The organism is Nitrosomonas sp. HPC101 (assembly GCF_009833125.1).
Lineage (GTDB): Bacteria > Pseudomonadota > Gammaproteobacteria > Burkholderiales > Nitrosomonadaceae > Nitrosomonas.
Genome location: NZ_QRCC01000010.1, coordinates 1 through 25,048 on the forward strand (window position 1 = coordinate 1; position 25,048 = coordinate 25,048).

At 49.4% G+C, this 25,048-nt stretch carries 16 protein-coding genes and 2 pseudogenes; 11 read left to right on the top strand and 7 right to left on the bottom strand.

What is annotated here, in order from left to right:
- The 3 genes and pseudogenes from ABO04_RS07070 to ABO04_RS07080 all read left to right on the top strand — a co-directional run.
- Window positions 1-159, top strand: a pseudogene (locus ABO04_RS07070) (cytochrome C554); the annotation flags it as partial.
- Between the two features lie 359 nt (window positions 160-518).
- Window positions 519-1,316 (top strand): hypothetical protein, encoded by a 798-nt coding sequence (locus ABO04_RS07075; RefSeq protein ID WP_160810284.1) that lies wholly within the window; start codon window positions 519-521, stop codon window positions 1,314-1,316.
- Between the two features lie 158 nt (window positions 1,317-1,474).
- Complete coding sequence (locus tag ABO04_RS07080; protein ID WP_160809986.1) at window positions 1,475-2,944, top strand: DEAD/DEAH box helicase; 1,470 nt, start codon at window positions 1,475-1,477, stop codon at window positions 2,942-2,944.
- A 157-nt stretch (window positions 2,945-3,101) separates the two neighbouring features.
- Here the strand turns inward: ABO04_RS07080 and ABO04_RS07085 are convergent.
- Window positions 3,102-3,679 (bottom strand): annotated as a pseudogene (locus ABO04_RS07085) (transposase).
- Between the two features lie 209 nt (window positions 3,680-3,888).
- On the opposite strand from ABO04_RS07085, the gene ABO04_RS12250 reads away from it, so the two are divergent.
- The 3 genes from ABO04_RS12250 (at window position 3,889) to ABO04_RS07095 (ending at window position 8,617) form a co-directional block, all read left to right on the top strand.
- Complete coding sequence (locus ABO04_RS12250) at window positions 3,889-4,020, top strand: hypothetical protein (protein WP_275689224.1); 132 nt, start codon at window positions 3,889-3,891, stop codon at window positions 4,018-4,020.
- A 386-nt stretch (window positions 4,021-4,406) separates the two neighbouring features.
- Window positions 4,407-5,534, top strand: a complete 1,128-nt coding sequence (locus ABO04_RS07090; protein WP_345853127.1) for an efflux RND transporter periplasmic adaptor subunit — start codon at window positions 4,407-4,409, stop codon at window positions 5,532-5,534.
- Window positions 5,531-8,617 (top strand): efflux RND transporter permease subunit, encoded by a 3,087-nt coding sequence (locus ABO04_RS07095; protein WP_160809987.1) that lies wholly within the window; start codon window positions 5,531-5,533, stop codon window positions 8,615-8,617. Before ABO04_RS07090 ends, ABO04_RS07095 begins: the two co-directional genes overlap by 4 nt.
- 59 nt (window positions 8,618-8,676) lie before the next feature.
- On the opposite strand, the gene ABO04_RS07100 is transcribed toward ABO04_RS07095, so the two are convergent.
- The 4 genes from ABO04_RS07100 to glgC all read right to left on the bottom strand — a co-directional run bounded on the left by ABO04_RS07100 (window position 8,677) and on the right by glgC (window position 16,634).
- The gene (locus ABO04_RS07100) at window positions 8,677-11,373 is read right to left on the bottom strand and encodes a glucosidase (protein WP_160809988.1); all 2,697 of its coding nucleotides are present in this window, start codon (window positions 11,371-11,373) and stop codon (window positions 8,677-8,679) included.
- Between the two features lie 32 nt (window positions 11,374-11,405).
- Entirely contained in the window at window positions 11,406-13,430 is a 2,025-nt protein-coding gene (locus ABO04_RS07105; protein WP_160809989.1) for an alpha-amylase/4-alpha-glucanotransferase domain-containing protein, read from the bottom strand.
- Window positions 13,431-13,564: 134 nt separating this feature from the next.
- Window positions 13,565-15,283 (bottom strand): glycoside hydrolase family 57 protein, encoded by a 1,719-nt coding sequence (locus ABO04_RS07110; RefSeq protein WP_160809990.1) that lies wholly within the window; start codon window positions 15,281-15,283, stop codon window positions 13,565-13,567.
- Window positions 15,284-15,332: 49 nt separating this feature from the next.
- Window positions 15,333-16,634 (bottom strand): glucose-1-phosphate adenylyltransferase, encoded by a 1,302-nt coding sequence (gene glgC / locus ABO04_RS07115; protein ID WP_193565787.1) that lies wholly within the window; start codon window positions 16,632-16,634, stop codon window positions 15,333-15,335.
- Window positions 16,635-16,753: 119 nt separating this feature from the next.
- On the opposite strand from glgC, the gene glgB reads away from it, so the two are divergent.
- A complete protein-coding gene (gene glgB / locus ABO04_RS07120) occupies window positions 16,754-18,946 on the top strand; it encodes a 1,4-alpha-glucan branching protein GlgB (RefSeq protein ID WP_160810287.1) in 2,193 nt (730 codons plus the stop codon).
- A gap of 72 nt (window positions 18,947-19,018) precedes the next feature.
- Here glgB and ABO04_RS07125 read toward each other — a convergent pair whose 3' ends face one another.
- Window positions 19,019-19,219: a hypothetical protein gene (locus tag ABO04_RS07125; RefSeq protein WP_160809991.1), complete on the bottom strand. Its 201-nt coding sequence runs from the start codon at window positions 19,217-19,219 to the stop codon at window positions 19,019-19,021.
- A 173-nt stretch (window positions 19,220-19,392) separates the two neighbouring features.
- Here ABO04_RS07125 and ABO04_RS07130 point away from each other — a divergent pair, with 173 nt between their 5' ends.
- The 3 genes from ABO04_RS07130 (at window position 19,393) to ABO04_RS07140 (ending at window position 23,481) form a co-directional block, all read left to right on the top strand.
- A complete protein-coding gene (locus tag ABO04_RS07130) occupies window positions 19,393-21,882 on the top strand; it encodes a heavy metal translocating P-type ATPase (RefSeq protein WP_160809992.1) in 2,490 nt (829 codons plus the stop codon).
- A complete protein-coding gene (locus ABO04_RS07135; RefSeq protein ID WP_160809993.1) occupies window positions 21,879-22,799 on the top strand; it encodes a cation diffusion facilitator family transporter in 921 nt (306 codons plus the stop codon). Before ABO04_RS07130 ends, ABO04_RS07135 begins: the two co-directional genes overlap by 4 nt.
- Window positions 22,800-23,193: 394 nt before the next feature.
- Window positions 23,194-23,481, top strand: coding sequence for a transcriptional regulator (locus ABO04_RS07140; protein ID WP_160809994.1), 288 nt, complete (start codon window positions 23,194-23,196; stop codon window positions 23,479-23,481).
- Window positions 23,482-23,631: 150 nt separating this feature from the next.
- On the opposite strand, the gene ABO04_RS07145 is transcribed toward ABO04_RS07140, so the two are convergent.
- Window positions 23,632-24,612, bottom strand: a complete 981-nt coding sequence (locus tag ABO04_RS07145; RefSeq protein WP_240141466.1) for a radical SAM protein — start codon at window positions 24,610-24,612, stop codon at window positions 23,632-23,634.
- Between ABO04_RS07145 and queD the strand changes: the two genes are divergently transcribed.
- On the top strand, window positions 24,535-25,017 hold the full coding sequence (gene queD / locus ABO04_RS07150) for a 6-carboxytetrahydropterin synthase QueD (RefSeq protein WP_160809996.1): 483 nt from the start codon (window positions 24,535-24,537) through the stop codon (window positions 25,015-25,017). The two genes, ABO04_RS07145 and queD, sit on opposite strands and share 78 nt — an antisense overlap.
- Window positions 25,018-25,048 lie beyond the last annotated feature (31 nt).

Genomic DNA, 25,048 nt, shown 5'->3' on the forward strand with positions numbered 1-25,048 from the left:
GTGGACGCCAAGTACACCTTCAAGTTTGACGAAATGGTCAAAGACGTTAAAGCCATGCACGAACACTATAAACTGGATGGTGTATTTGACGGAGAGCCTAAATTCAAATTCCATGACGAATTCCAGGCCAATGCTAAAACCGCCAAAAAAGGAAAATAGTGAATATTCAGTGATTTGATTATTCCTGCGGGTTTAATTCCTTTCTCTTGGAACGTAGATACTCACCGTAGAGTGAGTATCTACGCAAGAGCTATGATGTATCTAGATAGACAGGGATTTCATCAATATGATTGACGCAAGTATGGTGTTGGGTGGCCTATTCCGAAAAAATACGGGTATTCTTTTGATGGATCTGAGGTTGAAGTTTTTATAATCTGTTTATAGTTTGGGTGTTACCCGGATCGATTATTAATTGGCTGAAACTACAAGTACTGTTGATATCTGTTAGCTTGATAGCCAAAATATAGCGGGAACTGCTGTTTCAACTGTCAGAAAGGGTGGTTTTTTTATTTTTAGAGATGTTGAAGATATTTCATAAGTTTCCGGAAGTGGACGGCAATCCGGTTCACCGGAAACGTGATTATTTTATTGCTGCATTTACATTTTTTTGTGTTGCAGTTAGCCTTGTGATCGATGCTCACGGAACGCTATTGCTTCAGAATGTATTAGGTATTATCGCCTGGATTTTTTTGATCATGTTACTCCGTGGTGAGAATCGTGAAATAAAAATGCAGGTTATGATTGCGGTGGCTTTTGCAACAGCAGGTGAGCATTTTGCATCCATCTATATGGGAGGGTATACCTACCGTCTGGAAAATGTTCCGTTATATGTGCCGCCAGGTCATGGCATGGTTTATCTAACAGCAGTGGCGTTGGCACGATCAGGTTTTTTTCTCAAACATGCCAGGAAAATTGCGATATTTGTGGTGGTTGCTTGTGGCCTGTGGTCAGCATGGGGTATTAGTGGATTACCCGAGCATGGTGATCAGGTAGGTGCATTGCTTTATGTTGTGTTTTTGATTTATTTGTTCAAGGGTAGATCGCCCATGGTATACCTGGCGGCATTCTTTATTACAACTTGGCTGGAACTGATTGGTACTGCTGCTGGTACTTGGCGGTGGGCTACACTTGAACCAATATTCGAACTAACACAAGGTAATCCTCCAAGCGGGGTTTCAGCCTGGTATTGTCTGGTGGACGCTGTGGCCATCAGTGGAGCACCTGTATTTCTGAATTTTTTGAACAGAATAGGAAGGATATTCAAGTGGTTTAAACCCGAAAAAATTAACCTTAAAGTAATTTTGAGCAAAAAATAAGTGCAAGCCCACGATCCCGATCCGAGAACAAAGGTGATTTTGAACTCTTTTATAGGTCATTTTTAATGAAAAGCCTTATGGATGCTGATTCGTCGTATGTGTTTTGACAACGATGTCTTTAAAAATTTGGTTCTGGTTGTTATTGCAAGAAATAAACTATGAGCAGTAACGTAACATTTGAGCAGCTGGGCTTGTCCAGTGAAATACTTCGAGCAGTGACTGATGAAGGCTATGTTAACCCGACGCCAATCCAGGCACGGGTTATTCCGTTGATTCTTGCCGGTAAAGATGTTATGGCTAGCGCTCAGACGGGTACTGGTAAAACGGCCGGCTTTACCTTGCCTTTGTTGCATCATTTGCAGGTGCATGCAAGCTCCAGTACGTCACCTGCTCGACACCCTGTACGTGCTTTAATCATGGCTCCAACGCGTGAACTGGCTATACAAATTGATGAAAGTGTCAGGAAATATGGAAAATATCTTGCACTGAGAGCTACTGTCGTTTATGGCGGGGTCAATATAGAACCTCAGATAGCGGAGCTACGGGCTGGAGTGGAAGTACTGGTGGCTACGCCTGGTCGTCTACTGGATTTGGTCGAGCATAAGGCCGTAAATTTTTCAAAAACAGAAATCCTGGTTTTGGACGAAGCTGATCGTATGCTGGATATGGGTTTTCTGCCGGACATCAAAAGAGTATTGGCGTTATTACCTTCTCAGCGGCAGAGTCTGATGTTTTCTGCAACTTTCTCAGATGAAATCAGAAAACTTGCAGACAGTTTGCTAAAGCAACCAGTTCGGATTGAAGTGGCAGCGCAGAATACGGTAAATGAGTCAATTTCACACGTTGTTCACCGGATAAAACCTGAAAGTAAGTTTGCATTACTACTGCATTTGGCCAGACAGCAAGATTTGAAACAAGCACTTGTTTTTGTAAAAACGAAGCATAGAGCTTCCCAGCTGGCGAAGATGCTTTCCCACCATAAAATTTCGGCACTTGCAATTCATGGGGATAAAAATCAACAGCAGAGAACACAGGCACTTTCTGAATTCAAGCATGGTGATGTGCAAATACTGGTAGCAACAGATGTGGCTGCACGTGGTATCGATATTGAAAAACTATCGCATGTGGTCAATTATGAACTTCCTGGTAATCCTGAAGATTATGTACACAGAATCGGCCGTACCGGCCGGGCTGGCAGTAAAGGAAAGGCAATTTCTCTGGTAAGTGAATACGAAGTAGAGCTTCTGACCAATATTGAGAAACTTCTGAATACTAGGCTGAAGACAGAACAGATTGCTGGTTTTGATGCTGAATCATCTATCAGAAGTCTGCCAGATCGGAAAAATCGGATGTCAGCTAATGCTGTCCGGCGTGGCAATAAACAGGTTGCGGCTGGCAATAGTGAGAAAACCAGAAAATATTCTGATTCACACAAGAGTGCGGCGCTACGAAATCATAAAGATCCTATTTTTACGCAACCTTATGTCCCGCAAGCTCATTCAGCGCAACTAGCAACGCCTAAACAATCGGATGGCCAATCTTTACTTTTCGCATATAGGCAGGAAAAAAAGATTGTTCCTGCATTATTTACTGCTTTTACAAAAAATAAGGCCGAACAGAATAGCTAAATTTTTTTAGCAACATTTTTGCCTTCTTTTCATCTTTTTCAAGGTTTAGGGCTATTTTTAGATCAATAGACTCATAACCTCGCTTATCGATAATTTTATTGCTGTTTCTGCTGACGTGTGAGGGCGTCGCCTAGATAGTGTATTACAAGATATTTGCTCAAAGGGCGATATATCTGATTTGCACGGCAGCCAAGAAAGAAAAAGTACTTACAGCTCATTATCATAAGATCTTAGTATTTCCCGATACTTTTTGGCGGAATAAGAACGTTCATATTCTGTTTTTTCCTGTTCAACAGTGAATCTGTCATAACCGCGATCAGCCGACAGATAATCGGCATCGCCCCCTTCAATCAGGTGCCAACTTGCGTGCAGTCGGCAGTGGTACCTTGTGTGATAAGGATTCTGACCGGCATACCATGCCATGCGCATCCACGACCAGATGTATTTTTGTGTTGAACCCTCTTTTGTCCGATTCATATCCTGATTAATACCTCTGGCCTCGCTGGCTTGTAGGTGAACTTTACAGTGACTGGCATCAATCATCAGCCATTCATAATCCGGATCATCAATCAAAATTTACAGCAATTTTTTCTCAAATGCCCCTGTTACGTCAGCGAATAAACTGACGATTATCTGCAACCATCTTTCCCCACGCTTCTTTACACCCTAGAAAATGCTCCTCAAGCAATCCCACACCTTATCCGAGATATCATGCCTGCAATATGATTTTGTCATGTGAAACCCTTGTGTTTATCTTATGACTACGCTATCTAGTCTTTCTGGGTATTCAAAGGAAAATTATATATTTGGCTTTGAGAACCTTCTGAATTAAGGCTTGCAATTCTGCCAGGCATATACAAATGCAGGTCTTTTATGTTATATTTATAGGTTGCCACATCGCATGATTGTTTGTTTCTAATTCATCTGAAAGGAGCTATATAAAAATGAGTAAAGTGGAAAAGGGTAGCGATATTGATACCACTAAAAATATGATATTTGGCAGTGTATTTTTATTGGTGCTATTAAGTGGATTTGCCGCTCTGGCTGTGCATCTCACCCCCGTTGTTGTGAACTAGTTTGTTGAAAACCTGCGCGATAGGGTATTTCACTATTGTGCGGGTTATGTCTGAGCTCTATTTCTTCAGGTCTTACTGGACAGGATAAGGCGCAGTAAAAGGGCCTTGTTTTGTAAATCTTCATCTTGCACTTTCAATTACTAGCCGGTTTTATTGCTTTCAGCAACTCGGTTTAATCATACAGATATTACATTTTAATTTTATCATTTGTTTCCGGATTTGACAGGGAGGAAAGCCTTTCTGTTTTTAAGGAGATGAAAGATATATTCTGATAACATCCTGATTTTTTACCTCTTGTCAGAGGGTATTATTCCGGTCATTTATTCATGAAATAACTATTTGCCGGGGAGTCGGTAAATTTACGGCCGGGAGATAATCCCGCTGCTGTGGATAATGTAGTTGAGATACAAAGGGTGCTGACTGTGGCGTTGAATAGAGCTGAAAAACTGTTGTATATCGTTCTGGCACTGATGCTTATCGCTTGTGGTAAGCAGGAAGACGCTATAAAGGTGGCTAATCCGCCATCAGTCAGTGTGACAACTGCCCGGAATGTATCTATGGAAGTACGTGAGGAATCCGTTGGATCACTGGAGGGCATAATGGACCCAACGATTGCGGCGGAAGTATCCGGGCGAGTACTCAAGGTGTTGGTGCGTCAGGGGCAACATGTAAAAAAAGGGCAGGAAATCGCTTTGCTGGATCCAGTTGACTATCAACTGCAGCGACGCGAGGCATTCAGCGAGGTGGCGAGATTAGAAGCACTGCTGGAGAATCAGAAACGTTCAGTTGAGCGTAATACGCGATTGGTTGAGCGAAATTTTATTTCCCAGATTGTACTGGATGATATCAAAACGCAGGAAATAGCATTGCGTCGGCAGCTGGAAGGAGCAAAATCTCGCCTGGCTACAATTGAACATAATAAATCCAAGACACGATTGTTTTCACCGATGGATGGAAAGATTGAATCACAGATTGTTGTCGAGGGAGACTATGTCAAGGTGGGCGATCCGTTGCTGCAAATTATCAATAACCAGCATTTGCGTGCGCACCTGCCATTTCCCGAAAGTATTGCTTCATACATCAAGCCGGATCTTGAAGTCAGACTGAGGACGCCCACATCTGACACCGAAATTGTTTCCCATATCTGGGAATTGAAACCTGCGATTGGTGTTGGCAATCGAGCGATCGACGCGCTTGCTTACGTTGAGAATCAGCCAGGTTGGCATGCAGGCGCAAGTGTGAATGGTGTAGTCATCCTTGGCATGCGTGAGAATGTAGTGGTCGTGCCAGAGCAGAGTGTCGTGCTCAGACCGGCTGGCCATGTTGTCTACGCAATCAGGGATGGGATTGCTGAGCAGCGAGTTGTCGAAACTGGCTTATGGCAGGATGGCCTGGTTGAAATCAGGCACGGCATCAAGGCAGGTGAACAGATTGTGCTCGACGGTGCCGCTTTTCTGACAGATGGCGCCAAAATTACCATACAGCAGGAAACGACTGGGCAAGCAAGCCTATGACACTGCCCGAACTGTCGATCAAACGACATGTGCTGGCGTGGATGATCTCAGGATTGCTGGTATTGCTGGGTGTTATCAGCTATCAGCGTATCGGCGTGGATCGCCTGCCTTACGTTGAATTTCCTGTTATTTCAGTGACGACAACACTGATCGGAGCGAACCCTGACATCGTTGACGCCAGTATCACCAATATCATTGAAACCGCTGTCAATACTATTCCCGGTATTGAGCATATTCAGTCCAGCTCTTCGCCGAATGTTTCAGTTACCGCCGTCACGTTCGAGTTGGAGAAAGACATCGATGTTGCCTACAACGAAGTGCAATCCAGTATCGCCCAGATTCTGCGGCGATTGCCGGATGACATTGATCCACCAGTCGTGCGCAAGGTTGAAACCAACGCACAGCCTGTCATGTGGTTGTCATTGCAGGGTGATCGCACCTTGCAGCAGCTCAACCTGTACGGCTTCAATATCATCAAAAAAAAGCTGGAAACCATCAGCGGCGTTGGGGAAGTTCGCCTGGGTGGCCGGCGTGACCGTACTATCCGTGTCAACATTCTGCCGGAGCGGATGGCTTCCTTCAAATTGGCAGCCGGAGATGTAATCAATGCCTTCCGGCGTGAACATATTCAACTGCCCGGCGGTTTTCTGGTAGGGCAAAATACTGAAAGACTGATCAAACTCGATCTGGAATTCCACAATGTGCGCGAGATGGGTAACATGGTGGTGGCCTATCGTGATGCGGCACCAATCCGGCTGAAAGATATTGCGGAGCTCGAAGATGGGTTGGCTGATTATCGTCAGATTGCCCGCTTCAACGGCAGATCTTCGGTCGGCCTGGGCATCGTCAAAGTCGCCAACGCCAACACCGTTTCGATTATCGAGGAAGTCCAGCGCCGGCTGGCCGAAGATGTCGTACCAAGTCTGCCACCCGGTATGGAAGTCAGTATTGTCAGCAGCGATGCGATTTTTATCAAGGAGCTGGTGCGCTCGCTGCAGGATCACCTGATCGAGGGTACACTGCTGGCCGCGTTGATCGTCTGGCTGTTTTTGCGCTCCGTTCGTTCCACGCTGATTATTGCCACTGCCATTCCGGTTTCGCTGCTCGGTGCTGTGGCGGTGATGTATTTTTCGGGATTCACATTCAACACTATGACGTTGCTGGCGCTGCTGTTGCTGATCGGCGTGGTGGTGGATGACGCCATCGTCGTTCTGGAAAGTATTTTTCGTCACATGAGCAAGGAACAGGAAACGTGTGGTAGCGTCGATGCTGTGACTGCCGCTATCAGAGGCAGTCATGAAGTTGTGTTTGCCGTGCTGGCTGCCACACTGGCTCTGGTGTGTATTTTTGCGCCGGTGATTTTCATGGAAGGCATCATCGGCAAATTCTTTAAATCTTTTGCTGTGGTTGTCACGTTTGGCGTACTGGTTTCCCTGCTCGTATCCATCACGCTGACGCCGATGCTGTGCGCGCGCTACCTGCGCATCAACAAAAAACACGGACGTTTCTACCACCGTCTGGATCACTGGTTTGATCGTATGGATCAGGTTTATGCATCTCTGCTTGATGTCGTGATTGCGCACCGCTGGAAGGTGATCCTGATTACCCTGGTTGCGGTGATGAGCAGTGTTTTTTTCTTCGGCGAAGTGGAGAAAGAATTCACGCCGGAAACGGACGAAGGCGTATTCATGGTGACATTCCGTACGCCGCTTGGCTCCAGTATCGACTACACCGATTCCCGTCTCAAGCTGATAGAGACGGAACTGGCTGCCTTCCCTGATGAAATTACCAGTTATTTTGTATCGATTGGCTCTGGTCTTGAAGGACAGGTTAACAAAGGATTCATCAGCGTCCGTTTGTTTGACCGCCACATCCGCAGCATGAGCCAGCAAGTGCTGATGCATGAACTACGAGCCCGCTTTGACAAAATCCCGGGTGTCCGGGCATTTCCGGCAGCGGTTGCTATTGTACGTGGCCAGCGCTCGGAGCCGCTGCAATTCAACCTCACCGGTCCCAATTTGCGTGAAGTCAGTCGGTTGGCAAATGAAATGCAGCAACGGCTCAGTGGAACACCGGGCATGGGTAGAGTGGATCTGGACCTGGATCTGGATTTGCCGCAGCTGGTAATCAAGATCGACCGGGTACGTGCAGCCAGCCTGGGCATCTCAGCGACTGATGTGGCGACCGCGGTTAACCTGTTTACCGGTGGTATTGATGTGGCCCGGTTCAACGATGAACCCGGAGACGGTCAGCGTTACGAAATTCGCCTCAAAGGGCGGGAAGATCGATTTAACCAGATTGCAGATCTGAAGAAAGTATATCTGCGCAGTGCGGGAGGGGATCTGATCCGGCTGGATACGGTTGCACAGTTTCATGAGGAACTCGGTGCTTCGGTCATCGGCCGCTTTGATCTGCAGTATGCCGCCACCTTTTATGCCAGTCCGACACTGTTGCTGGGCAATGCAGCTGATATTGTGCAGCAATACGCGGCTGAACTGCTGCCGGTAGGCTATGTGGTTCGCCTCACCGGGCAGGCGGAGGAGTTGGCCAAGACCGTCTCTAATATGCAGTTCGTTTTCGTGCTTGCGCTGATTCTGCTGTATATGGTGCTGGCTAGTCAGTTCAATTCCTTTCTGCAGCCGCTTATTGTGATGGTGGCACAGCCGCTTGCCATTGTTGGCGGGATATTTGCCTTATGGCTGACAGGTAATTCACTCAACATTTTTTCCATGATTGGCTTGGTACTGCTGATTGGTTTGGTGGCAAAAAATTCAATTCTGCTGATTGATCTGACCAACCAACTGTGTGAGCAAGGCAGATCGGTTGATGTTGCACTGAAAGAAGCTTGTCCGGTTCGTCTGAGGCCGGTACTCATGACCTCGCTTACCATCATCCTGGCATTGCTGCCGGCTGCGATGGGGCTGGGAGCTGGCGCTGAAACCAATCGTCCACTTGCGGTTGCGGTGATTGGTGGCATGGTTTCCTCGACATTGTTAACGTTAGTGGTCGTGCCTGCGGTGTATTCTCTGGCGATGCGGGCAGTGGGAAGGCCGCATCTTTTACAGCGCAGCTCCACCGAATGAACTGTATGTTAGCGTTCAGGCTGATAATGAAATGGGTAAATAAATCATAAGTGAGTTGTCTATACATTATTGTTATTTCCCGACAAAATAGCGGAAATTTCCTGCATACCCAGTTCGGCCAGTTCCTCTTCTTCCAGGGAACCGAAGATGCTCAACAGGGCGGCTATTACCCCCGTCCAGCCGGTTTGATGACTGGCACCCAGTCCGGAGCCGTCTTCGCCGTGGAAGTATTCGTAGAACAGCAGATAATCCCGCCAGTGGGGGTCGGTCTGAAATTTCTCAGTGCCGCCAAATACAGGTCGTCGGCCATATTCATCCGGCAGGAAGATATGGAGTAGTCTTACGGCAATTATTCTCGCAACCTGGAACAGATTGCACTGTTTTCCAGATCCTGTTGGGCATTCGACCCGAAAATTTTCTCCGTAGTAAGCATACAGCGTCAACAGTGCGCTAATAATCAGAATGTTGATTGGCATCCAGACAGGGCCACGCCAGTTGGAGTTGCCGCCGAACATATTGCTGGTAGATTCTCCCGGCTGGTAATCTGCGGTAAACGTTTGTCCATTCCAGTGAAATGCGTAGGGGTGTTCCAGATGATATTTTGAGAGTGAACGGATGCCGTGGGGGCTCAGAAATTCCTGTTCATCGAGCATTTTTGTCAGTATCCGCCGTAATTTGTTTTCATCCACGACTGCCAGCAGGCGGCGATTTTCAACACCGGGTTTGATCGGACAGAACAGATGGCGGGTCAGGTAATTCCGACGCTGGATCAGATCCTCGAATAGTTTGGCTACTTGCGGCAGTTTGTCCAGCGTGGCTTCTTCAATGACAGTTACAGCACACAGCGGTAACAGGCCAACGAGAGAACGTACCTTGATACGAGTTGAGCGGCCATCCGGAAAGCGCAATACATTGTAGAAAAAACCCTCCTCATCATCCCACATGTCCCGGTGTTCATCACTAATATCCTGCATGGCAGCAGCAGTTGACATGAAACGCTTCAGATAGGACAGTGCCCTTTGTTCGTAACGATCAGGATCATGGAAACTCAGCTCCAGCGCAATCTGCAGCATATTCTGCGAAAACAAGGTCATCCATGCGGTGGCATCCGATTGCTCGATATGACCACCGGTCGGCAGTGGGGCGCTGCGGTCGAATATTCCGACATTATCCAGTCCCAGGAATCCACCCTCATATACATTTTTATCTGGTTCACGGTGTGTTTCCCACCAGCAAAAATTTTTTTCCAGGCTGGCAAAAGCAGATTTCAGAAATGTCAGATCATTCTGGCTGTGGTAATCCTGGCAGATCTGATAAACCATGTAGACGGCCCAAGCGTGAACCGGCGGATTCACATCACTGAAATTCCACTCGTAGGCCGGAATTTGTCCATTCGGATGCTGATAGCGGTTTTCCAGGAACAGGTCGAGCTGCTGCTTGGCAAAGGTAGGGTCTATCATGGCCAGTGGCAGGGTATGGAAAGCCGAATCCCAGACGGCAAACCACGGATATTCCCATTTATCCGGCATGGAAATGATATCTCGGCATTGCATGTGTTCCCAATCAGTATTGCGCGTATTTTGCCTGGGATGTTCCTCCAGCCAGTGCTTTACGTCGAATTCGTAATATTGCTTGGACCATATCATGCCAGCCAGCGCCTGCCGCAGAATACGTTGCTGTTCCTCGTTTAATCTGTTATTGATCAGAGCGGCATAAAAATGATCCGCTTCTTTTTTTCTTTGACTAATGAGCTGATTGAAGTCAGCAAAATGGTTATTGGCATTGGTCGATTTCGCGCGACACAGGCGCAGGCGAATTTCGCGGGTTTCTCCAGGGGGAATATTCAGCGCATAATCTGCTGCTGCTTTGGTGCCGTGACAGGCGGGATTGATGGCATCTGCCTGGCCAAGTACAACGTAGTTGTTGATACCATCCTTGGTATAGGGTCCGCTATTGTTGCTGTGAAACAGTCGCCAGGCATTGGTTTCATTTTCGCAAAACAGCAGCGTCGGATTATCCGCGCAGAATAGCTGATACTCGCCCAGCTCCTCATGTTTGGCGTGAATTGTCCGGCAGTTGTCTGGATTTTCTTGCCGGGACAGTTGTGGCCTGACTGAACCGGGTACCCACGACCAGGTATTGCGAAACCATAAAGTGGGTAATATTCGTAAATCCGCTGTTGCAGGGCCTCGATTGACAGCGGTGATGCGGATCAGGATATCTTCCGGTTCTGCCTTGGCATATTCCACGAAGATATCGAAATACCGGTTTTCATCAAAAATGCCAGTATCCAGTAATTCATATTCTGATTCCTGCCAGGAGCGCCGCCCGTTGGTGCTGACCAGATCTTCATAGGGATAAGCGGTCTGTGGATATTTGTAGAGATACTTCAGATAGCTGTGCGTGGGGGTGGCGTCCAGATAGAAATAATATTCTTTAACGTCTTCTCCATGATTGCCTTGCGGGTTAGTCAGGCCGAACATACGTTCTTTTAGCACCGGGTCGCGCCCGTTCCACAGCGCCAGTGCGAAACAGAGCAACTGACGGTTATCGCTGATACCGGCCAGACCATCCTCCCCCCAGCGGTAAGCGCGGGCACCGGATTGGTAATGTGAAAAATGATTCCAGGCATCACCGTTGCCACTGTAGTCCTCGCGCACTGTGCCCCACTGCCGCTCACTCAGGTAGGGTCCCCATTTTTTCCAGGGAATCTGTGTTTCATCGCATCGTTTGAGACGAGCGGATTCTTCTGTCATGGTGTTATTCCATCATTCTTTATCGTGACCGATCAAGCGGAATTGTGCATTTTATTGAAATGAAGGGCGATATGTTGCGGGTCATTCGATACTTCCCAGCTGAACGTCAGTTTGATTGCCTGCATGATTTTTTCAAATCCGCCCTCTGATTGGGAAACAGTGAAGTGTGGGCAGGCATGAAGTTTTGCCGCGGGCGTGATTTCAAGTGACAAGCTGCCGCCCAGTGTATCGTCTTCCAGCGTAATGGCGGCCAGATCATCCAGTTCAATAGTATGTCCGAAACCGGACAGGGTAATGTGATTCCTGACATAACGTCCACCCGGCCCATCACAACTGGGCATGGCCAGGTTGATTTCCGTTTGCATGCATCCGCCGGCTTTGCCGTGATATTCATAGATCACCAGCAACTGGTTGCCTGTAATCTGGAAACATTTACGGATTGGTGCGGAATCTGTCAGCGCCTGAAAAATGATTTTGCCCCCCTCTTTATCAGAGGATTGCGGTTGATAATTCAGTGGCGCACCATTCAGGCGATCAATAAAAAGGCGTTGCGCATGCGGATCCGGTTCCAGATCAGTCCGGCTGATAGCATGTTTGAAACTGATTCGGTCATGTGCAGATGCAATTCCCGCCTGGTGGTGGATTGATTGGTCTTGTGCCTTCAGTCGGATTTTGCGGTAATAATGCTCTGTCTGGCGGGTAAGGGTGTCGCCAAAATTATGTTTGAGCGGATAGCTGTCCAGCTCGCAGATGCTGGCGTTGCAGTCGAGTTTCAAAATTGCCTGTACAGTTCCGTTCTGCAGATAAATTTCTTCCGTGCCATCCAGATCAGTATCTTCGCGATAGCAGGGATTGCGCGGCGCACATTGATCGAGTTGCGCTTCCAGTTCAATCAGGTTGTTGTAGATAGTGCGCCGCAAATGGGGTAAATATAAACCGCCAAACAGGCCGTGCCAGTAGGCATCGTTGGCCTGGGAAGCATACAGGCATTGCTGCATGGCAGATGTGCGCTGCCTGGTTGGCAGGTCGGCGTAACGCGCGGACAGGCTGAGCATGCGCTTGTGCATCCAGTTCGATTCGGGGTAGCGCGAGAAAAAATTTTTCCAGACACCTCCACGCAGAAAAGATCTGGTGCGTTCGTATTGGCCTGTAGATTTGGCCTGTTGCACCAGGTCATCATAGATATGAGCGGGCTCGGCGGGTAGTGTCCACTCGTTCATTTCAATGTAAGAGGTGGTGGGGAGATAGATAATGCCGCGTGTTTTTTCACTGGCATGATAGTCTCGATAGCGCTGCAACCGGATATATGGAGACGCCAGTACACCCTGAATAAATTGTTCCAGCCAGCCTCGCTCGTACACCCATTGGTAGGTTTCTGGCCAGATACCAAATTTCTCAATGTCATCGAAGTAGATTGCAGCGGGTTGATGTCCGTTTGTGGATTGGTCGATCAGCGATTCGATATAGGTAATCGCTTCCGGTGCGGGAGAAAACGGGAGCCGATAGCGCAGCGCTTCGGAAATGGGAAAAAGATCGAGGGTGCGGTAATCTTCTTCAGTCGTGAAGTAACCGTTAAGATCTGCCTTGTTTTTTCCGGCGCAGATGAAATGATAGTCATCCACGATCACATAGCGGATACCACAACGTGTCAGAGCAGGAATAACTGTGGATTCCCATACACGTTCAGTCAGCCAGGCACCTTGTGGAGACTGTCCCAGCTTTTTCCTGAGTTTGCTGAAAAATGTCCTGAGCTGACCGACGCGATCCCGCTCGGGAATGGCTGCCAGCACCGGCTCGGTATAGCCCGCACCGAACAGTTCGATCTGCCCGCGTGCGGCCATTTCGCGTAACAGAGCCATATCCTGTGGATAATGCTCAAACAAAAAATCCAGTAACCAGCCAGAAAAATGGATAGCAAAATGAAACTCCGGGTAGCGGTACAAGGTTTGCAGGAAGGGCTTGTAACAGCGCTCATGTGCGTCAATGACAACATCAGGGAAATTGCCGATCGGTTGGTGGGCGTGGACACCAAATAGCAATGATACGGATGCAGTCATCAAAATATCCTTAAATGTTTATCGGCTGTTCATGTCGCAGGTGTTTTGAGAGGATCTTGTTTTATCCGCTGATCTTGTTAAATTTTTATTTAAAGCCAAAGGTGTTTGGAAAATCCTTGTCTGTATTCCTGTTTTCAGGAGGCGTGCCGCATCGCGCCACCCTCGCCAGTGGATGTGCCGCCATGACTAATAGGTTTGAGAATGGTCATCGGAGCGGGTATGTTCAGCAGGCGGTAAAGATTGGCGAGATTTTTGCGAAAGGCCAGATCAAAACTTCCTACCGAATGAGGTGAATTGTAATCACCAAACCACCAGAACCAGTCAGAGCTTTCACATGAGGCGAGTTGTTGCCCGGCAGCCACTTTTTCTTCGTCGGTCAGCCGCGCGCTTTGCATAACAAGATCGTAGCTTTGTTTGGCGACACACAGTAAATCCCACGCCAGGTTTTTATCGTGATCCCCTATCCAGGTGGAAAAATTGCCATATACCCAGCTGCCAGCAGTCAAAGTGGTTAATCGGGTAATTTCAACTTTGTTTTCAGAGAGTCTGGTTATGTGCTCATGGAAGGTGGTTGTACGGATATCTGTGTTGTTTTCGAGCATTCCATACAGATCATCCAGAAAATAGTAGCCGTTGTAAGGATAGGATTCCCAGGCATTTTCTCCATCGAGAATAATGCTGACAATCGGTGCAGGATTACTGTTTGTCTCGTTATGAATCTGTTCGAGCCGTTGCACGAAATTTTCAGCGGCATCGCGCCCGAACCATTTTGAATATTCGAACCCGATCATGTCGGATAGCTGATCATCCCGATAGAAGCACAGAATGCTGCTGTTTCCGGATTCAAACCGGTAAGGACGGTAAAGATAGTCGCTACGGGCAGGCAGGGGTTGATCAGGATGGGATTTTTGCAGGCTGTTGGCTAGTACGCCCTCACCACTGGCGCACCACTGGCGCTTGTGCTCGATCAGGATATCAAGTAGTGGTTCCGATATCGATCCCTCGGCAGGCCATATACCGGAAGGTTCGTTGCCAAAACGTTTCTGATGACTGTCAATGGCTGATTGCAAATGAAACGCTACCCGGTTGCGCCCGCCAGGATAGACTGAATTGGCCGGCAGTTGGGTTTCGGGGAGGCTTTCCCGGGCGGAAGCGAAATCAATCAGCAGCGGTGCAAGCGGGTGGTAATGCGGCGTAGTGGAAAGCTCGATCTGGCCAGATTCTGCCAGTTTACGATAGCGTGGAATAATACCCTGGATGAGTTCACCAATAAGGTTAAACAGGAGGATACGGTCACCATGGCTGAACAGTTTTTCCTGTGCCATTAGATGGACGATACACTCGTTTTCACGGCGCACGCTCTCACCCATCCAGGCAAGGTGGTACCATACCAGCAGATCTGCCAGATATTGGCCGGAAGCATACATCAGCTCCTTGTCATTCGTCTTTTGCAGATGATCATACAAATCACGTAGATGCTGATAAGCTGGATAAGGCTTGAGCATGGTTTCGTGATTGTTCAGGAAGCAGCTGTTCAGAATCAGCAGACGCTCACCGGGAGAAATATGATCAAAATCCGGTACAGAGAGCAGGCGCAGCAATGGATCACGTATTGTGCCACTGGCAAACTGCTCGCTGTAATCTTCCAGTTGATCCAGCAGTATGGGTACAAAATTTACCACCAGTCGGATACCTGGATGATTTTCAAGGTGGTGCGCCATATCGGTATAGTCTTTGATGGCGTGCAGATACACCCACGGCAGCATGAATTCGCCAGTTTTGTAATCCCGATAGTCCGGTTGGTGCATGTGCCAGAGCAACACGAGGTCGAGTTTGGAAGAAGGGTTAGTCATGGCATATCAAATTATGTACAGGAAATTGACAGTAAACTGAATTGTAATGTCAACGGGTATAGTGAACACGTTGCCTTAGCATTTCCGGTGTAATCAAGGTAATCCCATTATCCGTGACATAAAAATGCTTTTTGTCTTCTTCGGGATCAAAGCCGACTTCAAGATCTTCTGGAATGTCGCATTCTTTTTCCACGATGACCCGTCTGAGATGCGTATGTTGACCGATATAGACATTGGGAAGGATGACAGAATCCTCAACTGTGCTGTAACTGCATACCTGTACATCAGAGAATAACAGGGAACGACGTATTGTTGCCCCGCTGATAATGCATCCGCCTGATACCATCGAATCCAGTGCCTGGCCACGGCGATCATTGTCATCAAACACGAATTTGGCGGGTGGCAGCTGCTCCTGATAGGTCCATATTGGCCAGTCTTCATCGTACAGGTTCAGATTTGGTGTGACGGTGGTAAGATCGATATTGGCTTCCCAGTAGGCATCCACCGTGCCGACATCACGCCAGTAGGGAATACCCGAGGCCATATTGACGCAACTATTCTGAAAACGGTGTGCGTAGACTTGAATATTGCTCGCCACCAGACGGGGTATCACATCTTTGCCGAAATCGTGCGATGACTGATCCATATCGTGATCCAGGATCAGCTGTTCGTACAAAAATTTTGCGTTAAAGACATAAATACCCATACTGATCAGGGCGTGCCCGGGTTTACCGGGAATCGGAGCGGGATGGGCCGGTTTTTCGGTAAAACTGACGATGCGCCCGTTATCGTCAACTGCCATGACGCCGAACGCGCTGGCATCTTCAAGCGGAACTTCCAGACAGGCAATCGTTAAATCTGCCTGCTTCTCAACGTGTTCCGCCAGTATTTGTCCATAATCCATTTTGTAGATGTGATCACCACCCAGAACCAGTACGTATCCGGGATTATGCGTGCGAATAATGTCAAGATTTTGAAAGACGGCATCAGCGGTGCCCCGGTACCAGGTTTCTTCATCGGTACGTTGCTGAGCGGGCAACAACTCAATGAATTCTTTGAATCGTCCGTCGAGAAAACTCCAGCCGCGCTGGATGTGACGTATCAGGCTCTGTGCTTTGTACTGCGTAACGACGCCGATCCGGCGTACACCCGAGTTGACACAATTGGACAACGTGAAATCAATGATACGGAATTTGCCGCCGAAAGGGACGGCCGGTTTTGCACGCCAATCGGTCAAGTTCTTAAGGCGTGTCCCGCGTCCACCTGCAAGGATCAGTGCCAGTGTGTTTCGGGTCAGTGTGCTAACAAAGCGCGGGTTCTCATTCATCTGGACTGCCTGTTGAACGTTCATGGTGACCTCACTGATTTGCAGTGTTTAAAAAAACCGCATACCCTGTATTTTCCATATTCATCTTACTTGATCCGAATAACCATTACCAGCCGATGCTGTGTGATAGCGAGCCCATGCCAATGAAGTCTTTGCCTTTCCCATCTCGAGATTCAGCAGGTGATTCCATGCAGTCGTTGTTACTGGCTGCGAGATTGCACGACCCTGGTTCCTTTCTGGGGGTGCACTCTGTCCCGGACGGCCAGCTTGCCAGAGTATTCCAACCATATATGTCGCGTGTGTGGCTCCAGACCTCGTCAGGTTTTCAGCCTATGGAGCGCGTGCACGATGACGGCATTTTTGAATGGAAAGGAGATAATATTGTGCAGCCTTGTTTGCTGCGTCTGGAAAATGCGGAAACTGGAGTGATTGAAGAGCGTCATGATCTTTACGCTTTTCCAGTACAGATTTCGGGTCACGATCTGTATTTGTTCAATGAAGGGCGTTTGCTCCAGGCGTACCACATGCTGGGTGCACATCCGGTCAGAAATCAGGGAATTGCAGGGATCCGTTTTGCCGTGTGGGCACCGAATGCCGAACGGGTAAGTGTGGTCGGTGATTTCAACCGCTGGGACGGGCGGATACACCCGATGATTTCGCGCGGCGCTAGTGGCGTCTGGGAATTGTTTATCCCGGATCTGCCTGGAGGTGTGCTGTACAAATATGAAATCCGCAATCGTGCCACCGGCGGAATATTGCTCAAAACCGATCCTTATGCGACCCACTGTGAATTGCGTCCCGGTACGGCTGCATTGACGCCGAAAGAAAATTACTATCACTGGCAGGATGGTGACTGGATGGTCCGGCGTAAAAACCTGGATTGGCTGCATGCTCCGATAAACATCTATGAACTGCATGCCGGTTCGTGGAAGCGTCATCCGGATGGCCGTTTTTATTCCTATCAGGAATTGGCGGATCATCTGATTCCGTATTTACAGGACATGGGTTATACCTATGTTGAACTGCTGCCGTTGTCGGAGCACCCGCTGGATGAATCCTGGGGCTACCAGACTACCGGCTATTTTGCCGTAACCAGTCGCTACGGCAGCCCGGAAGCATTCATGCATTTTGTAGATCGCTGTCATCGGGCCGGGATCGGTGTGATTCTCGACTGGGTACCGGCACATTTTCCGCAGGACAGCTTTTCGCTGGCACGTTTTGACGGTACTGCGCTGTATGAACATGCCGATCCGCGTCTTGGTTATCACCATGACTGGGGAACATACATTTTCAATTATGGCCGCAATGAGGTGAAATCCTTTCTGCTGTCCAGCGCCCATTTCTGGTTGTCGGTTTATCATCTGGACGGGTTGCGCGTCGATGCCGTCGCTTCCATGCTGTATCTGGATTATTCGCGCGATGAAGGGGAATGGCTGCCTAATCGGCATGGTGGGCGGGAAAATCTGGATGCTATTGATTTCTTGCGCGAACTTAACGTCATGGTGCATGGTGAATTTCCCGGTGCGCTGACATTTGCCGAAGAATCAACTTCCTGGCCGGCAGTCTCCCGTCCGGCTTACCTCGGCGGACTGGGTTTTTCGATGAAGTGGAACATGGGTTGGATGAATGACACACTGCGCTATTTGCAGCATGATCCAGTGCATCGGCGTTTTCACCATAACGAACTGACGTTTCACCAGCTCTATGCCTACTCGGAAAATTTTGTGCTGCCGTTGTCGCATGACGAAGTGGTGCATGGCAAGAAATCCCTGCTTGATAAAATGCCCGGCGATGCCTGGCAGAAATTTGCCAATCTGCGCCTGTTGCTAACCTACCAGATGACTTGCCCGGGTAAAAAAATCAACTTCATGGGCAACGAATTTGGCCAGGGGCGTGAATGGCGGGTCGGCCATGAATTGGACTGGTACCTGCTGGCGCGCGATCAGCATCGTGGCATACAGGGATTGATGCGTGACCTGAACCGGCTTTATCTCAATACCCCGGCGTTGCATGAACTGGATTTTTTTCCGGAAGGGTTTGTGTGGATTGATTGCCACGATGTCGAACAATCGGTCATCAGTTACCAGCGGCGTGCGCGAGATGGTTCGCAAGTACTGGTCATCCTGAACTTCACCCCGGTGCCACGTACCAGTTATCGTGTCGGCGTGCCGGAATCCCGCACCTACCAGGAAATCTTTAACAGCGATTCAGAACATTATGGTGGCAGTAATACCGGCAACGCCGGCAACCTTGAACCCACCGGGCAATCCTGGTCCGGCTGGCAGGATTCTGTGCTGATCACACTGCCGCCGCTGGCGGGGATGATTCTGGTTTGATGGCGTTGACTGGTTGCGAACATCGGCCTACTAGCTGCTGGAAGTCTTGCTCTTGCTGCTACCTTTGCTGCATCATGCAGACGCCTTCTTCAAATGTCCGTTACGCACAGTATTGCTGCAGTACTTGGTCAGTATGCTATTGTTGGTGACGAAAAACAGCACGTATTCGAATAGATCCGATTCCGCCCGGAAGCTGCGAGCAGGCCAGATTTTTGTAACGGTTGCGGGATTGCTATGGCGATTGCCATTTCCCATGACGCCTGAAAATTTCACGGATATTTCATCTTCATCCTCTCGAATTTTCCATTCAATAAAAACTTACCCTGTTTTTTATCCTCCAATCTGGCAGAATTTTTTACAATTTTTTAAGGATTGACATCTGATCTGCGCGCAGAGGTAAGGTGTGGATAGCTGGGCAGTCAGGAATTATTTTCGGAAAGCAGAGAATGAGTACATTAAATAGAGACAAGACTGGTGTAGCCGCAGACACGGTCAGTCTGCCGGTCGAGGGGATGACGTGCGCAAGTTGCGTCGGGCGCGTGGAGAAAGCATTGTCCGGGGTGGAAGGCGTCGGAGAAGTGTCCGTCAATCTGGCGACAGAGCGCGCCAGTATCCACCTGACTGCGCCGGTAGATCGTATGGCGCTGGTGCAGGCGATTCAGAAGACTGGTTATGATGTTCCTGCAACAACTGCTGAGCTGGCAGTGGATGGTATGACGTGTGCATCGTGTGTGGCGCGTCTTGAGCGTGTGCTGAAAGCTGTTCCAGGGGTGGAGACGGCTTCTGTCAATCTGGCAACGGAACATGCATCAGTGCGTGGTGTGGCAGATACGGATGCGCTGATTGCGGCGGTTAAAAACGCCGGTTTTACAGCCAGAGCAGTGGATACCACGGTTCAATCCGATGAGGTGACCGATAAAAAGGATGCCGAGCAGGCAAAGCTGAAACGTGATCTGATTTTTGCTGCCGTACTGGCGCTGCCGGTATTCATGATTGAAATGGGTTCACACCTGATTCCCGGTATGCACGAATGGGTGGTGACTACCATTGGCATGCAGCGCAGTTGGTATCTGCAATTTGTGCTGACGGCGCTGATACTGATTTTTCCGGGACGGATGTTTTATGCCAAAGGTTTTCCGGCGTTGCTGCGTCGGGCGCCGGATATGAATTCACTCGTCGCTGTGGGCACGGCCGCCGCATTTGGTTATTCGACAGTGGCGACATTTCTGCCCGAATTGCTGCCGGCCGGAACCGTCAATGTTTATTTTGAAGCCGCTGCGGTTATTGTGGTACTGATTTTGCTGGGTCGTTTTCTGGAAGCACGCGCCAAAGGGCGTACTTCGGAGGCGGTCCGGAGACTGGTCGGACTGCAGGCCAAAGTTGCGCATGTGGTGCGTAATGGTCGTACGATCGATATTCCGATCAGCGAAGTAGTGCTGAACGACAGCGTTGAAGTCCGGCCTGGTGAGCGTGTTCCAGTCGATGGCGAAGTGACAGAAGGGCATAGTTTTGTCGATGAGTCGATGATCACGGGTGAGCCGGTTCCGGTTGAAAAAATAGCAGGCAGTCCGGTGGTCGGCGGCACGGTGAATCAGACTGGTGCGTTTACCTTGCGTGCTACCGCCATCGGTGGGCAGACCATGCTGGCGCAGATTATCCGGATGGTTGAACAGGCACAGGGTTCCAAGTTGCCGATTCAGGCGTTGGTGGACAAAGTCACGTTATGGTTCGTGCCAGCTGTTATGCTGGCAGCTGCAATTACTTTTGTAGTCTGGCTGGCGTTCGGACCTGCACCTGCGCTGACGTTTGCACTGGTCAATGCGGTGGCGGTGCTGATTATTGCCTGCCCATGCGCGATGGGACTGGCGACGCCGACTTCGATCATGGTTGGTATTGGTCGTGGTGCCGAAATGGGCATTCTGTTTCGCAAAGGGGAAGCGCTGCAGCTGCTCAAGGATGCGGCGGTGGTGGCCGTGGATAAAACCGGTACCCTGACCGAAGGCCGCCCCGTGTTGACGGATCTGGAGGTTGCTCCCGGCTTCGATCGCAAGCAGGTATTAGCACAAGTTGCGGCGGTTGAGTCGCGCTCCGAACATCCGATTGCCCGGGCCATTGTCGAAGCCGCTTTGCAGGAAAAAATAGAATTGCCGGCGCTGACCGAATTCACATCGATCACCGGCATGGGCGTCATCGCTACGGTGGACGGTGCCAGTATAAAAATCGGAGCAAATCGTTTCATGCACGAGTTGGGAATTAACATATCCGGTTTTGCAGACACGGCAAAGCGGCTGGGGAGAGAAGGTAAATCTCCGTTGTATGTGGCGATTGATGGCAGGTTGGCTGCGATCGTGGCCGTCGCTGATCCGATCAAACCGGGTACGTCGGAAGCGATTGCCGCATTGCATCAACTGGGCCTCAAAGTGGCCATGATTACCGGTGACAACACCTATACCGCACAGGCCATTGCCAGGCAGCTGGGCATCGACGAAGTGATTGCAGAAGTGCTGCCCGCCGGCAAGGTGGAAGCAGTGCGCAATCTGAAAGCAGCTCATGGGCGAGTGGCGTTCATCGGTGACGGGATCAACGATGCACCGGCGCTGGCCGAAGCCGATGTCGGCCTGGCGATTGGCACCGGCACAGACATTGCAGTGGAATCTGCCGATGTGGTATTGATGACTGGCAATCTGCAAGCGGTACCCAATGCAATTGCACTATCCAAAGCAACGATCCGCAACATTCACCAGAACCTGTTCTGGGCGTTTGCCTACAACACGGCGCTGATTCCGTTAGCGGCCGGTGTGTTGTATCCCGCTTTCGGGCTGTTGTTGTCGCCGGTTTTTGCAGCCGGAGCCATGGCGATGTCGAGTGTATTTGTACTGGGTAACGCGCTGCGGCTACGTCGCTTCCAGCCAGCGATACCAGCTGTCGCGCCTTGAAGCCTGTCGTTACCGGGCAGATCGAGCATCGTGATCACCATCATCAACAGGTGGTGACACAAGGCAACGAGCGCCGGGTTGCGCTCGTTTTTTGTCTGACGGCTGGTTATGCGCTGATTCAAGCTATTGGCGGCTGGTTGTCCGGCTCGCTGGCGCTGATTGCCGATTCAGGACACATGGTTTCGGATGCCGCTGCGCTACTGCTGGCACTGATTGCGTACCGAATCGCCAGGCGACCGGCAGATGGTACGCGAACGTATGGTTTTCACCGTATTCGTGTTCTGGCTGCACTGGTCAATGGTGTGGCGTTATTGCTGCTGGTGCTCTGGATTGTTTTTGAAGCCATTGAGCGCATTTATATACCATCCGCAGTGTTGGCCGGATCGATGCTGCTGGTGGCGGTGATCGGGCTGATCATCAATCTGACCGGTGTGTGGATTTTATGGTCAGGCAGCAGGGCAGACAGCAACCTGCGGGGTGCGCTGTTGCATGTAACTGGGGATTTGCTCGGCTCGGTTGCGGCGATCATAGCGGCGGTCGGCATTTTGCTGACCGGGTGGATGGTACTTGATCCGTTGCTGTCGATGCTGGTTGCCGTGTTAATCGTTCGCTCTGCTTGGGCGCTGATCAAGGACGCCGTTCATGTTTTGTTGCAGGCGGTCCCGCGCGGATTGGATGCATCCGCTGTGGAAAGCAGTCTGACACAGTTGCCGGAAATTGCAGGTGCTGGCCATTTTCATGCCTGGATTCTGGCGGACGATTCTATTATCGCAACGGTGCATGTCAGTCCGGTTGATGGTATTGATCCGCTGATGTTGCCACCACTGGTGTCATCCTGGCTGAAGCAGCACTACGCCATTGATCACGTCACAGTCCAGGTTGATCCGCCGGGCCGATTGGAGCGAGAGCACCGGTAATATCCGTCTGGTTGGATTATTGCGATGTCAATCGCTATATACAATGATAATGGCAGTAAATCTGTTTTATCCTCCCGGTAAATTGCAATATCATATTTTCCAGGAGGAATCGTAGTATGCAGTATAGTTCCATCGAACTTCTACCATAATATTCCACTCTCATAATTGGTTGTAGTCAGTGTCTGATACCATGGTTTTCTTCAGGCTGTTCCATTTCAAGGCTTCTGTGGAATAAATGTTCTGTCCAGGATGTGCTTAAGGGATAAAAGACGGGTAAAAGCATTCTTGATGAATGAATAGACAGACTTAAGCCAGACCTTTTTATGACGATAACAAAAATATGATATTGCACTGAATTGCCACCTGTATTTTTGATATCCAAGAAGAAAACAAGATGATACTTTTTAAAAACATACCCAACCCGAAAGAAATACGTCAGAAACTGGGATTGAACCAACAGGAATTCTGGGGCAAGGTAGGCGTGACTCAGAGTGGTGGTTCGCGCTATGAAAGCGGCCGGGAAATGCCGAAAGCGGTGAGGGAGTTATTAAGGCTGGTTCATATTGAGCATGTCGATTTGACCAGAATAAAAAAAGATGATCTTCTCATCGCAGCAATGCTGAAGGCTCAATATCCTGATCTGTATAAAAATCTTAAGAAATCAGCCAGGCAATTGAAATAATGGTTTTTTCAGAGATCAGGTTGTGCAGAATGCAGACAACAACGGGAGATATCAGCTGGATAGGCGAGATAACAGACATCGCGCGATTTTCCTGAAAATACCAGTTCTGATTCCGTTTTTATTTCATGAATACGTCACAAATTCATGAGCTTAAATGGTCGTTTTTACCTGTATTCCCAGCGTTCCGATTTTATCGGCGAAGGCCTTCATCCAGTTCGGATCTGCTGTTAAGAGATCTGCTGCCTCGGGCTGCAGAGTGGGGCGTGCTATGGTATAGAGCAATACCCCCTGGATTCGGATTTTTTCCTGCAACAGCATGCGGATGAAGCGGATATACGCATCAGTTTCTGTTTTATCAGGATGCGCGCCGTGCAGTTTAAATACGCAGGTTTGAAGCCAGGTTGGGCAGAGTGATGCTGCGATTTGCAGATTATCATGCATGCGCTGCAGGTTTGCCCGGGTGTGATTAATGCGCTGGCGCCCGGCTTGTGTAACACTATCTAGCTTGAACCAGATTTCGCCACCGAGCGCGGCCATCCGGCGCAAGCCCTTTTGCACCGTAACCCGGTTAATCAGGCTCCCGTTAGTAATGAGTACCAGCTTGAGTTCTTCCGGAAGGGGAAAGTCAAGCTGGACTTTTCCGATGAGCTCAATGATTCGTTCAAATTCCCGTACACTGGTCGGTTCACCATTCCCGGATAGAGCAATATCTTTGATTGTTCTGGCTTCCGGCGGGACTCTTGCCAACATGAAATTCCCATAGATCAGTTCCTGCAGAAAAGCGCGTAATTCCTGCTCCAGTTTAATCAGATCAATAGCAGGGGCGGCACCGTGTTTGAGATCGGGTACCTGACAGTAAATGCAGCGCCAGTTGCAGGCATTGTTGGGGTTGAGATTGATGCCGATAGATATGCCCCCAGCGCGACGGGAAATAACCGGGTAGACATAGGTCAGCCCGGCGCTGTCACGGCTGTGATCTTCCTGACTGAGAATGTTTTTGATGGAAGCGCCTCTGATTATCTGGGGACAGGCGGCAATGTTATAATTCCTGAAATGTTGATCACACGAAAATTCGAGTTTGATGCAGGACATCGCATCTCCACGCACCAGAGCCAGTGCCGTAATCTGCATGGGCATCGTTATGTGTTGGAAGTCACGATTTCAGGAGGTATTATCACTGATACCGGGGCGCCGGAGCAAGGCATGGTCATGGACTTCTCGGATGTCAAGCGTATTATCCGGGAAGCCCTGGTGGATCAATGGGACCATGCTTTTCTAGTTTATGCAGGCGATATTCGGGTGCTGGAATTTCTGCAATCGATGGATGATCACAAAACGGTTGTGCTGGAAGTACAACCCACGGCAGAGAATCTTGCCCTGATTGCTTTTGATATATTGCATCACATGTTCCGGGATAGATATGCGGGCAGACTGGCGCTGGAGCATGTGCGCCTGTTTGAAACGCCCAACTGCTGGGCAGATGTCAACAAGGCAGATTTCGCATCCGGTTTGGCGGACGCGATACCTGATTCTTGAGCAGAAGTTATCCTAACGCTTTAAGGAGCCT